Annotated in this window: 12 protein-coding genes and 1 riboswitch; all 12 genes read right to left on the reverse strand. The window is 34.2% G+C overall.

Translation table 11 applies throughout. The annotated features are described in order from the left end of the window. Window positions 1-38 precede the first annotated feature (38 nt). Window positions 39-1,199 (reverse strand): M20 metallopeptidase family protein, encoded by a 1,161-nt coding sequence (locus QO263_RS18175; RefSeq protein WP_285624575.1) that lies wholly within the window; start codon window positions 1,197-1,199, stop codon window positions 39-41. Window positions 1,200-1,207: 8 nt separating this feature from the next. Then, window positions 1,208-2,464, reverse strand: coding sequence for a beta/alpha barrel domain-containing protein (locus tag QO263_RS18180; protein WP_285624578.1), 1,257 nt, complete (start codon window positions 2,462-2,464; stop codon window positions 1,208-1,210). Between the two features lie 25 nt (window positions 2,465-2,489). Next, window positions 2,490-3,455: a dihydrodipicolinate synthase family protein gene (locus QO263_RS18185; protein ID WP_285624580.1), complete on the reverse strand. Its 966-nt coding sequence runs from the start codon at window positions 3,453-3,455 to the stop codon at window positions 2,490-2,492. A gap of 145 nt (window positions 3,456-3,600) precedes the next feature. Next, entirely contained in the window at window positions 3,601-4,920 is a 1,320-nt protein-coding gene (locus tag QO263_RS18190; RefSeq protein ID WP_285624583.1) for a hypothetical protein, read from the reverse strand. 93 nt (window positions 4,921-5,013) lie between these two features. Beyond that, the gene (gene menC / locus QO263_RS18195; protein ID WP_285624586.1) at window positions 5,014-6,192 is read right to left on the reverse strand and encodes an o-succinylbenzoate synthase; all 1,179 of its coding nucleotides are present in this window, start codon (window positions 6,190-6,192) and stop codon (window positions 5,014-5,016) included. 130 nt (window positions 6,193-6,322) lie between these two features. Next, complete coding sequence (locus QO263_RS18200; RefSeq protein WP_285624589.1) at window positions 6,323-6,499, reverse strand: alpha/beta-type small acid-soluble spore protein; 177 nt, start codon at window positions 6,497-6,499, stop codon at window positions 6,323-6,325. Window positions 6,500-6,553: 54 nt separating this feature from the next. Next, window positions 6,554-7,000, reverse strand: a complete 447-nt coding sequence (gene rimI / locus QO263_RS18205) for a ribosomal protein S18-alanine N-acetyltransferase (protein ID WP_285624592.1) — start codon at window positions 6,998-7,000, stop codon at window positions 6,554-6,556. Continuing rightward, on the reverse strand, window positions 6,993-7,715 hold the full coding sequence (gene tsaB, locus QO263_RS18210; protein WP_285624595.1) for a tRNA (adenosine(37)-N6)-threonylcarbamoyltransferase complex dimerization subunit type 1 TsaB: 723 nt from the start codon (window positions 7,713-7,715) through the stop codon (window positions 6,993-6,995). Before tsaB ends, rimI begins: the two co-directional genes overlap by 8 nt. 34 nt (window positions 7,716-7,749) lie before the next feature. Beyond that, window positions 7,750-8,214, reverse strand: a complete 465-nt coding sequence (gene tsaE / locus QO263_RS18215; RefSeq protein ID WP_285624597.1) for a tRNA (adenosine(37)-N6)-threonylcarbamoyltransferase complex ATPase subunit type 1 TsaE — start codon at window positions 8,212-8,214, stop codon at window positions 7,750-7,752. A gap of 247 nt (window positions 8,215-8,461) precedes the next feature. Continuing rightward, the gene (locus QO263_RS18220) at window positions 8,462-9,064 is read right to left on the reverse strand and encodes an ECF transporter S component (protein WP_285624599.1); all 603 of its coding nucleotides are present in this window, start codon (window positions 9,062-9,064) and stop codon (window positions 8,462-8,464) included. A gap of 170 nt (window positions 9,065-9,234) precedes the next feature. Next, a riboswitch (FMN riboswitch) is annotated at window positions 9,235-9,352 on the reverse strand. Window positions 9,353-9,564: 212 nt separating this feature from the next. Then, window positions 9,565-10,722 (reverse strand): amidohydrolase, encoded by a 1,158-nt coding sequence (locus QO263_RS18225; RefSeq protein WP_285624602.1) that lies wholly within the window; start codon window positions 10,720-10,722, stop codon window positions 9,565-9,567. Window positions 10,723-10,741: 19 nt separating this feature from the next. Continuing rightward, entirely contained in the window at window positions 10,742-12,370 is a 1,629-nt protein-coding gene (locus tag QO263_RS18230) for a hybrid sensor histidine kinase/response regulator (RefSeq protein ID WP_285624604.1), read from the reverse strand. Window positions 12,371-12,404: the final 34 nt, after the last annotated feature.

The following is a 12,404-nucleotide window of genomic DNA, read 5'->3' on the forward strand; positions in this document are numbered from 1 at the left end:
TACCTCCCTATTTTTATTTAGGTAATCAATCTATTAATTTAAAAATTGATTATAGAGTTATACATAATATTGATTCCATTTTTCAAGGTTGTCTCTTCATCAAACTTAAACTTGCTATGGTGAAGAGGATAAATACAGTCCTTTTCTTCATTGCCAATGCCTAGCAAAAACATTGCTCCCTGTACTTTTTCTGTGAAAAATGAAAAATCTTCAGATATCATAAGAGGTTCTGTAAACTTTATTACGCTGTCATTACCTAATACCTTTTCTCCTGCTTTAGCTATTATGTTATTGACTTTTTCATGGTTATAGGTAACAGGATACTGATATACATAATTGACATCTACACTTGCCCCATACAAATTTCCTATTCCCTTGCAAATTTCTTGTATCCTCCTTCCGAGGAACTCTCTCAAGTTTTTGTCAAGACAACGGGTAGTTCCTTGTATATGAACTGTCTCTGGTATTATATTGTAGCTATTTCCTCCATTAAAGCTTCCTATGCTTATTACTGCACCTTTTACAGGATCTACTTCTCTTGAAACCAATGTCTTCAATTCGTCAACTATTTTAGCTCCTATATATATGGAATCTATACCTTCATTTGGTCTGGCACCATGGGTTGATTTTCCCCTTATTTCTATTTCGAAATAATCGTTAGAAGCCATAAAAGCTCCATCCTTAATCCCAATGGTTCCCTCCCTAAGTCCAGGCCATAGATGCAATGCCATTATACATGACACATCATCTAAATGTCCGCCTTCTACAAAATGCCTAGCTCCACCTATTTTTTCTTCTGCTGGCTGGAATATGAATTTAACCCTTCCATTAAATTCTCTATTTTCTAATAGAGCTAATAGAGTTCCCATTGCAATAGCTATATGTCCATCATGACCACAGGCATGCATATATCCTTCTCTTTCAGACTGGAAATGTAGCTCTGTTTCTTCCTTCACTGAAAGTGCATCTATATCTGCCCTTATTGCAATAGTATTGCCAGGATGCTTCCCATGTATCGTTGCTAATACTCCAGTTTTAGCAACTATTTCGTAGTCTACATCATGCTTTTTCAGCACTTCAATTATTTTCTCTTGAGTTTTGTACTCTTCAAATGCCAACTCAGGCCACTTGTGAATATCTCGTCTTAAATCTATTACTTGATCCTTTATTTTAAGCCACAATTGGTTAAAGCTATCCAAAATATCACCTACTTTAGCTTGTCTAACTGAATCTTTTTATGCAGTTCTGGTATGTCTAAAAATCTAAATACATTATCTTCTTTTATTCCAAGTGTATTTCTTAATGAAATCATAGTAGCAACTAATCCATTAGTGGGATTAAACATTAGCTCATGCAATGCTTTCTTTGTCCTGCTGCCTTCCTTCAACCCAAAATTCTCACTTGGTATTTGGAAAAAAGTATGGATTTGTCCAGATGTAGCGCCTCTTAACGCATACTCTACCATCATCCTGCCTGAATTGATATTCCCTGTTGCGCTAATGGGAACAAACGTTTTCTCTTTATATTCAGCTATGAATTTAGTGAGGACTCGTAAATTCCTGTCGCTTAAATCATATCCTCCGTAGGCAATTCCCTTCTTGCCTTCGAATTCCTTATTGAAATCAAATAGCCTGTTGAAGCAAGTAATAGTGCCTACTATATCAGAGGCATTGTCATTTAAAGTCCTTACCATGTCCACTTGAAAATCATCATCAAATGATGGATTGAATAATTTGACTCCAATTATTTTATTATCCGTAGCTATATATTTATCTATCATCTCTGGAACTACTCTTAGCCATCTCAATATTTCTTCTTTAGTATTTTTTAAGCCTGATAGGGTTGCACTGAAATCCTGCTCAACTATAAATGGTAAATCTACAGAAGATTCTCTCCAAACCCTTTCTAGAGATTTTGTAGTAAATCGGTACTCAGATTCTCTGAAATCCTCTTCACTATTTGGAAGATGGTATTGAACTGACGGGATAACAGGCATTTGAGTTTCCTTGTATATATCAAAGGATTTAGCTACTAGCTCTAAATAGTCTTCAAAGCTTTTATCCCAGCCTCTGCCCTTCCAAGTAACCGTATATCCTTTTTCCCCCCTTTCGCTTACTATTTCTTCTACAACCATTTTAGGAGCCTTTACCTTCCAGTCCTCCATAGAGGATTCTAAATTTTCATCCTGTGAAATAACAGTCTTTATGACTGCAAAGCCTAAGCCATCAACAGCATCCGTCTTTATTTGAGATATATTAGATGAAAGCTGGCCTGAAGCCTTTCCGAAAGGATTTTTAGTAACTAGACTTCCATACTTCCCAGACACATCCAGATTATATTTTTCTAGGATATATTTTTCCAATCCCATATTTTCGTATTTAATCTGTTCATAATCTGAGCTTATCTGCTCTTTTAGACTTGGATTAATGTTAGGCTCATGATTTAGTAAATATACATTATCCATAGAATCTCTCTCCTTTCATTAGAAATTACATATCTCCTAGCTTTTCAATAAATCTGTCAATCCTTCTCTTTTCTTCCTCCGTTACTAAAGGACCATATGGATCATTAGCAGCCTCCATTTGTATTATTCCTTTTTTAGCTAATATATAAAGAACTCTCTGTATATAGCCCTCCATAGGATAGTAGAATGTATGCTCTGCTAAATTATCTACAATAGTGGATTTTTCTAAGAAATTCTTGTGGTTTCCATTATAGTAAGCATTCATCATTTCATTTTGCAGCTTAGTGTAAATACTGCCCAAGCCTACTAAGGCTCCTACTGCCCCTCTCATAATGGTATATCCAAACATTCTATCTTCCCCTGTAATCAAGGATACATGAGGAGCTTCTTCCATTATTAAATTGCTGACGTCTTGATAAGTCATTACAGAGTCTAAGGTCGCCATCTTGATTCCAACAACATTTTCTATCTTAAATAACTCCCTTAGCACCTCTTTAGAATAAGTAATTCCTCCAGCAGCTTCATACAAGAAGAACAGAACCATAGGAAGTCCAACCTCTGCTATCCTCTTATGATACTTGATTATCATCTCATCCTGATCTGGTCTGCCTCTAAATAGAGTCGGCGCATAAGGAAGTATTATATCTGCCCCTAACTTTCTTGCATGTACAGCCATTTCTACTGCTTTTTCAATATAGCCTTCGTCATCTATTTGACCATCATTTTTAGCACCAACACCACATAAAATCAATTTTTCATCACTAAGGCCATTTCTCCAAGCATTAAAAACCTCTTCTCTTTGCTCCTCTGAAAGATAAAGTCCTCTTCCTGTATGTGCCCACAATGCAACACATTTTATTGGCTGCTGATTCATCCATTTTACATAGGATTGATGGGATTCGTAGTTTATAGAGCCATCTGTGTTAAATGGTACGGGTACTGCAGGAATTATTGAATTTTTAATATTGCCTTGAATCTCTTTAAATTTCATTTTTTATCCTCCTTTTTAAAGACGTTTCTTTAATATGTCTCTAATTGCTTATATTTATATATTGAACATAAATCTAAAAATTCCTTCTTCTATATTAAAAAAATTAGAATTTTTAGGTTTAATAACTAAAGAAATTTTTACAATACTATTTTAGCTTATCCTCACTAAAATCAATTTTATATACTCTGCTTGGTCGTCCTCTTCTTCCAGGCTGTTCAACTCCAACCTCTACTGCCGCTCCTCCATCTACCAGCTTATTCATTATTCTATTTGCTGATCTCAAGGTTATATCTAATCCTTTCTGTATATCTGAAGCCGTAATGCTGTCTGTCTGTAGCTTTGATAATAAGCTTTTAATCATAGTCAGATTAGAAATGCTAATATCGGTTTTTTCTGTCCATTTTAATAGTGTTTTATCTTGACTCTTTAATCTATACTCTAGGCTATTGGATGAACCTATTGGCCCAATTACAACCTTATCTTGATTTATCATATAAGCTAATGAATCCTTTTTTTCTTTAGACAATGCTAATGCTTTTCTCGCATTTTCCTCTGCCTCTAAGGCATTAGTTCCCATTCCAATTCCCATGTTTATAGACATAGAAAACTTATCCTTGATTTCATTAACTATGGGAATACTCTCATATGAGTTAGTGTATTCTTGAAATATACCCTTAGTAATAAGAACTATAAATTCATCTCCATCTGTTGAAGAAAAAACAGATGCTTGATAAAGTCTGCTATAATTTAGTAGCTCTTGATATAGGGACAGCCTTTTCTCCTTCATCTCTAGGGCAGATATTCTGCTTCCATTTAAGCTATACTCTTTTATATCCACTATTATAATTAGTATTTGGTTGCTTTTAGCAATTCTAGTTTCACTAGCTGATGCTATTAGCTTGAAGGTTTCCTTCATTGTAAACCTTGTAGGAGTAACTTTAAAAACAGGCACCTTATACTCCTTAAGCTTTTTATATACAGAGTTAATAGAGGTTATGGCTGCCTCTGTCTTTCCTTCTTCATAAAGGCAGCGATGAAATTCTATATATTGCTCTCTAGAATAATTAGACAAATGCATATCATTTACATATAAGGAATCATAAAACATCTCTAATTCCTTGTATACCTCTCCTATTTCTGACTCACTTAAAGTATCTATGCTGATTTTACTAATGTTAATATTGTTGTGAAATTTCATTTTAAATAATACCTTATACAAGGATGAACCAAGTATAGGATAGTAAAATAGCTGCTTGTCTGTTAATTGAGTTTGTCTCACATGATAATATGGTAAAAATCCTGTAAACAAAAATGCATCTACTTTATTTTCCCATGCCTTTACATTGCTTAAGGTATCGCTTTCATCTTCATAAGGAATACCGATGGTCTGAATGGATTTATATCTTTTACCTATGTCAATGCTCTCATTGACCAAATCCTCTGGTCCTACAATCCCTACTCTCACATATAACCCTCCGATCAGAAAGGAAATCCATACCTTTCCATGCATTATGAGAACATTTATAGTATATATATCTATCTAAAATTTAATACTTCCTTAAAGTATGTTCTCATAAACTATTTTACCATATTTCTCATAATTGTCTTTATTTATTTCCCCTATGCCTATCTCTTCTGTTAAATGTATTTTTCCGTCTTTGTCCATAACCATTTCCTTAATATCTTTTCCCTTGCCATACCATCTGCTGCTAGGCTCTATACATGCAGGATATTTGAATCCAGCAAATGTAGATAAAGCTAATATACTGGCTCCACCAACTCCACTTTCAGGCATCGTGCCTCCCCATACCTCAATATTGTGTTTAGAAGCTAAACAATATATCTTTAGGGCTTCGTAGAGCCCACCTACTCTCTGTACTTTAATATTCCAAATTCTAGAACCCTTTATCTCTATTGTTTGCTCCGCAATCCTTTCTGATTTTAATGACTCATCTAAGCAAATTGGAGTCTTAATCATTTTACTTAGCTTACAGTGGTCAAAAATATCATCATGATGAAGAGGCTGTTCGATAAAGGTACAATTATACCTGTCCATTTCTTTAAGAATATTTTCATGCTCCTTTAAATTAAATGAAGCATTGGCATCAGGCCATAATATAAAATCATTTCCCACGACAGCTCTTGCAGTTTCCAAAGCCTTTAAGTCCCAGCCTGGTTTTACTTTAACTTTAATTCTTTTATACCCTTCTTCTATGTATTCTTTAATCCATTTGGCTAATGTTTCATAGCTATTGTCTTCGGGTATTCCTACTGAAGCACCAGAATAAATATAGGATTCATTCCTTAGATATTCTTCTGTAGTGCCTAATTCCTTTAGTTTATTGTATATAAGAGCTTTTAAGGAAATATTGTTTTTTCTTGCAACTAAATCCCAATAAGCAGTCTCTACTCCTGCTTTAGCAAAATTATTGCCTCTTATGCTATCGTTAATTATACGATTTATATCTTCAATAGATTGAATTTCTTTGCCAATAATTCTTGGGAGTATCCATTCCTCTAGCATAGCCTTTGCAGAAGAAATTGTCTCCGACGAATAAAAAGGCGCTTCAAAGGGTGCTGATTCTCCATATCCAACTATTCCATCTGACAATAATTCTATTATTAAAGATTTACGACTATAGCTTACTCCACCACTTATTTGAAATGGAATAGCATAAGGTATGTCAACCTCAACTATTCTCGCACCATCGATTTTAAATTTTTCATTTATGTCCAAAACTATCACCTCTGTAAGAAATATTGAGACATGTCTTTATATTGTCTTTATTTTATTCTACACCATTATTTAATAAAAAGCAATAACAAAAAAATCAGAGAAAAATAAAGTTTTCTCTGATTCCTCATGCCTACTCTTTGTCTATTAACTGCTTTTCAGCCTTTGCTATCAGCTCTCTCACTATTACTCCAGTATGCTTTGCAGCTAAGTTTTTAGGGTCATCTACCCCGTATTCATTTGCTATCTCTGTCTTGAATTGTTCAAAAGCATTTCTAGCTTCAGGAACGACTAGTCTTCTTTTAGACAAAAATACCATCTCCTTTGGAATTATTGTCCCCTATATAGTATTTGCAAAGTGACTTTATTTTACCCTCCACATAATAACTGCATCTTCTTTAGTGTCTGTATAATATCCTTTCCTAACTCCACAATCGATGAAATCATATTTTTTATATAGAGATTGAGCAATTAAATTAGATTTTCTAACCTCTAATGTCATGTTTTTTATTTCTCTTTCTTCACATATATCTATAAGCTTTTCAACAATCATATTTCCTATGCCTTGTCCTCTGTATGCAGAGCTTACGGCTATATTAGTTATATGCCCCTCATCAAGTATGAGCCATAGTCCGCCATAACCAGCTATTTTACCATCCTTTTCTGCTACAACATATCTAGCTAATTGGTTCTTAATCAATTCTAATACAAAAGCTTCTCTCGACCAAGGAGTTTCAAAAGCTTCTTTTTCTATTTCAATTACTTCATCTATATCCTTTTCAGCCATTTCCCTAACTATTACATTACTCATTATCGTCACCTGTCATACAATGCTTTTCATTATATTCTCTTTGCGCTTGAGATTCTCTTAAATAGTCTGGTACAAGTTCAAAAAAGCTTTCTGTCTTTCCCTCTATAGCTTTTGCCATTGCAAGCTCAGCTACAGAGGAGGCTCTTGCCATATTAACACTCCTTGGAGCAAATATAGCCTTTTCTCCTAATGCTTCTGAGAAAGCATCCTTATACACTAGAGTTCCGTCCCCTGCAAATACTATTTTTTCAGGTCTTTCAATTAATATATCTATAAGCTCTTTAACCTCTAGAACTGTTTGTTCTTTAATTATATGTAGATTCCCACCTGTCCATTTATATATTCCTGTAAATACTCTATCTCTCCTGGCATCCATCACAGGAACTATTATTCCTCCACAGTATGGCAAATTAAATGCAAGTGCATCAAGTGTGGATACTCCTACTACCTTTTTGTTTGTTGCCTGAGCAAGTCCATTTATGGTTGCCACTCCTATCCTTAAACCAGTAAATGAGCCTGGTCCCTTTGCTACTGCAAATATATCTATGTCTTCAGGCTTTAATCCACAGCTATCAAATGCCTCTTTTATTATTGGCATTATTTTTTGAGAATGAGTTAATTTATGATTAAGAGTATATTCCACCAGTAGTTTATCATCGTCCATAATTGCACAGGTTGCAGACATACTAGAGGTATCTATGGCTAAGACTTTCATCCTTCTTCAGCTCCTTTATATATAAAACAGTATATTAGATTTCTTCTGAAAGCAATTTGATAATATTTATATATTTTTCCCCATTTCCAGCTATAATTATCTCTCTGCCTTCTATATTATCTTTTTTATTAATCATTATATCTAATCTTTCCTTCGGCAGTATTTCTTTTATTATATTTGCCCATTCTATAATAGATACTCCATCTGAATAAAAATATTCTTCATATCCCAGATCATACATCTCGTCTACATCATTAATCCTATAGACGTCAAAATGATATAAGGGACATCTGCCTTTATATTCGTTAATTATTGTAAATGTAGGACTGGTCACATAGTCTTCCACATCTAGACCTTTTGCTATTGATTGGGTCATAGTAGTTTTCCCTGCTCCTAAATCCCCATTCATACATATTATTTCCCCACCAGTTAATAGCTTTCCAAGTGTATAGCCCAGCTTTTCTGTTTCTTTTATATCATCTACATTTATTTTAAGCAATTGCTTCATCCTTCCTTAGCATATCCTAAAAATATTATATCCAGTTTGGGTATGATATACAAGTAGCAGTCTCGCAACACAAATTTATCTGTTCGCTGTCGCTCACATAAATTTGGTCCTAACGGACACTCCTATCATAAACCTACAATATAGTTGGTGCTTGTTGCATTTGACCTACCATCGATTTTCTGACAAAAACATTCAGAAAATCGGGTTAGGTCATAAAAAAGACACCATATGGTGTCTTCTATCTATGCAATATAGGTGATACTCTCTTATATAGCGGTATTGTTATAACTGATATCATTATTCCTTTTAAAAGGTTAAAGGGTACTATTCCATATAGTATAAAGCTCTTATAGTCTGTGACAAATCTGTTTACCTGCGCACCCATCTCAACATATTGGTCTACTGATACTCCAAATAGCTTTGCATAGAAGGGTATAAGAAAATAATAGTTTAGTACAGAAACTGCAACAGTCATAGCTATAGTTGCTGCAACCATACCTAGTATAGCAGACTTAAAGGATTTTTTGTTTTGATATATAATCCCAGCTACGAATACAAATATACTTCCTACAAAGAAGTTTGCCAGCTCTCCTACTGCTCCCGTAGTAGTACCCTCAATAGCCACATTTAATATATTTTTAAGTAATTCAATAACTACTCCAGCTACAGGGCCTAAAGAAAATGCACCTATTAAAGCTGGAATATCGCTTAAATCGACCTTTAAAAAAGGTGGAGTAAACCATAGAGGCACTTCAAAATACATTATTAAGAATGCCAATACTGATAATACTGCTGTTTTTACCATTGTTCTAGTGCTCATTTTTTCTCTTACTATTAACATATACCATCCCTCCAAATTTTTATTTGCCTTCAGAGCATTGGTACTTTCTCGCAGTTAGGTCATAAAAAAGCCCTGAAGAATGACATCAGGGCTAGATAGCTAATTTATATCCGATTTAATATCGCAGTCTTCGGATAAACTCGAATCTACGTTAAGTATGTGGATATTAGCAAAACCTTCTCTCATCCAGACTTTACTGTCGGTCTTGGAATCTCACCAAGTCAACTGCATTAGCAGCTCGTGGACTATACCACCGGTCGGGAATTACACCCTGCCCTGAAGATTTTAATATATTTTATTTTTAACAATTTCATTATCTCACAGCAGTATTATTTTGTCAATTATCTTTTAAACAATTTTTTAACGGTGATTACCCAGTATTAGACAATTGTTAAGCTGCTGTTACACTATTTCTAAATCATAATTAAATCACGCGAGATCCTTCACTATCGTTCAGGATGACAATAAGAGTATGGAGCAATTCTCCTTTCTCAATTACACTACTTCACTCTTTTTCCATCAATAATAGTAGCGAAAGTCTTGCAGCCTATATCTGTTAATGGATTCCCATCAAAAATCACTATGTCTGCATCCTTACCTGTTTCAATACTTCCTACTCTATCTTGTATGCCTAATATTTCAGCTGGGTTAATTGTAATGGCTTTAAATGCTTCCATTTCCTCTAATCCTGCCCTTGCTGCCAATCCTGCACATATTGGAAGATACTGTAGTGGTATAACAGGAGAATCTGTCATTATAGCTATTTTTACTCCAGCATTGTGAAGTACTTTAGGAGTATCGAATGTAAGATTTCTAAGTTCAAATTTAGATCTATCAGAAAGAGTAGGCCCTACTATAGCTGGCTTTCCTTCCTTAGCAAGATAATCTGCTATTAAATGTCCTTCTGTACAATGTTCAAGAGTTATGTCTACATCAAATTCCTTTGCTATTCTTATAGCAGTAAATATATCATCAGCTCTATGAGCATGTGCCTTTAGAGGAAGCTCTTTTCTAATAACCTTTGCCATTGCTTCCATTTTCATATCATATTCTGGAGCCTTTGTAGGGTCATCCTTTGATTTATCAAGCTTTTCCACATATTTTTTGGCTTTCATCAGTGTGTCCCTAAGTATGGCAGCAGTAGCCATTCTAGTAATTGGTGATTTTTTCAAGCCATTGTAAACTCTTTTTGGATTTTCTCCAAATGCAACCTTCATAGCTAGCGGCTCTTTTACTATCATATCATCTATTCTATCACCATATGTCTTTAGAGCTACAAACTGTCCACCTACAACATTGGCACTCCCTGGACCTGTAGCTACACAAGTAACTCCGCCTTCTCTTGCTTCTTTAAATGTAACATCCATTGGATTTATTCCGTCTATTGCCCTTAGATGTGGTGTGACAGGATCAACCATTTCATTTCCATCGCTGCCCTCAAAGCCTATGCCGTCTTCCCACATTCCTAAATGGCAGTGAGCATCAATAAATCCAGGTGTCACTAATCTGCCCTCTGCATCTATAATTTCTGAATCAAGAGGAGCAACTATATCTCTGCCCACTTCTTTTATCTTTCCGTCTTCAATTAGAATGCTACCATTTTCTATTATTCCGTTTTCAGACATTGTATAAATTTTTGCATTTTTAATTAAAAGCATTATTATTCCTCCCTATGTATTATAAGACACTTTTAATAGCCTTAGCTAATTCTTCAATTGTAAAAGGCTTTCTCATTATATAGTCTACGCTATCATAACCATCTTTCTTAAACCTTCCAGGCCAACCTGTTATGATAATAAATTTTGTCTGATGATACTGTTCTTTTACTATCTTACTTAGATCTATACCATTTAATTCTGGCATAGCTAAATCACATATAATTATATCATATTTTTTGTGAGATAATCTATTTATTACTTTCTCACTTTCAACCTCTATATCGGCGGATACTTCAATTGTCTTAAGCATCTGTACTACTGTTTCACCAACCTGTAGAATGTCGTCTACTACAAGGATATTTAGTTCTTTATCTATATCATAAGCATTTATATTAGATTCAAATATATCAATGGCTTCTGGCTCTTTAAGAAATCTGTCAAAACTTAGATTGAAGGTTGTCCCCTCGCCAATCTTGCTTTCAAGTTTAATACTGCCATTATGATCCTCAATAATATTTTTTGCAATGCTAAGCCCCAATCCTGTTCCATTTATTCCTTTTGTGCTATAAAAAGGCTCAAAAACCTCTTCTTTTATTTCCTCGGGAATACCTACCCCTGTATCTCCTATTTCAACTATTACCTTATCTTCATCATCATAGGTTCTAATAGTCAATATACCCCCATTTTCCATGGCATCCATAGCATTTGATAATAAATTAATAATTACTTCTCTTATTTCATGCTCCACACAATAAATATTACTATTCGAATAAAGTCCCTTTACTATCTTAAGATTGTTTCCATAAAATTCGTAAAAATTTTTCCATCTTGGTCTTGCCATCTCTATACTGCTTTCAACTATTGAGTTTATTGAACAAACTTCTTTTTTATTGCCAAACTTCTTGCGATTAAAGCCCTGTATTCTATCTACAATTTCTTTCCCATCTAGGGCTGATTTATGGATGATATTCATGTACTCTCTTATATCTTCACTTAATTCTCGAGTTAATACAATCTGGGAAAACCCTAGTATTGTTGTCAACAGATTATTAAAATCATGGGCAATTCCTCCTGCTAGCTCTCCCAATGCCCTAAGCTTTTCCGTTCTAATGATGTTGTTTTGATAATCCTCATGTATCTTTTGCTTTTGTATAAGTATCCAAAGAGTGTTTCCTATAGTCTTTAAAAGGGGGACATATTCCAATATATCATCCTTTTCCTTATGGGAAAACAAGAGTATCAATTTAGCAGCAAAGGCATCATTAGAGCCTATAGGTACAGTTATTAGAGTCTTTAAGTCATACTTTTTAATCATATATTCTTGCTTAGGAGTATTAAAATTCTCTTCATTTAATATAAATATTCTTTTCCCCATTTCATCCCTAATTATATCGTTTTTAAATCTAAAGTTTATTGCTTCTTCCAAAAAGCCCTCTGGTAAATTATATTGTCCCTCAGCATTTGTTAGGATTATTTCTTTATCATTATAGTTAACTATATATCCAAAGTCTATGTCAATTATTTCTGCAATTTTTCTTAATGATGTATTTAACATTTCATCATTAGTCTGTTTATACGATGCTTCTAGGATTAACTCATTTATAAATTCTAGCCTTTTATTTTCTTTATGTAACAGAATCCTATCCACTTTATTGCCCTCCATATTTTTTCTGAGAGATATT

Origin of the sequence: Proteiniborus sp. MB09-C3 (genome assembly GCF_030263895.1) — a bacterium.
In the GTDB taxonomy this organism is placed as follows: domain Bacteria; phylum Bacillota; class Clostridia; order Tissierellales; family Proteiniboraceae; genus Proteiniborus.

What these genes read in the sequence shown, in the direction of transcription:
- QO263_RS18180 (WP_285624578.1), bottom strand. Translation starts at nt 2,464, where the DNA reads ATGGATAATGTATATTTACTAAATCATGAGCCTAACATTAATCCAAGT.
- QO263_RS18185 (WP_285624580.1), bottom strand. Translation starts at nt 3,455, where the DNA reads ATGAAATTTAAAGAGATTCAAGGCAATATTAAAAATTCAATAATTCCT.
- rimI (WP_285624592.1), bottom strand. Translation starts at nt 7,000, where the DNA reads ATGAGTAATGTAATAGTTAGGGAAATGGCTGAAAAGGATATAGATGAA.
- tsaB (WP_285624595.1), bottom strand. Translation starts at nt 7,715, where the DNA reads ATGAAAGTCTTAGCCATAGATACCTCTAGTATGTCTGCAACCTGTGCA.
- QO263_RS18220 (WP_285624599.1), bottom strand. Translation starts at nt 9,064, where the DNA reads ATGTTAATAGTAAGAGAAAAAATGAGCACTAGAACAATGGTAAAAACA.
- QO263_RS18225 (WP_285624602.1), bottom strand. Translation starts at nt 10,722, where the DNA reads ATGCTTTTAATTAAAAATGCAAAAATTTATACAATGTCTGAAAACGGA.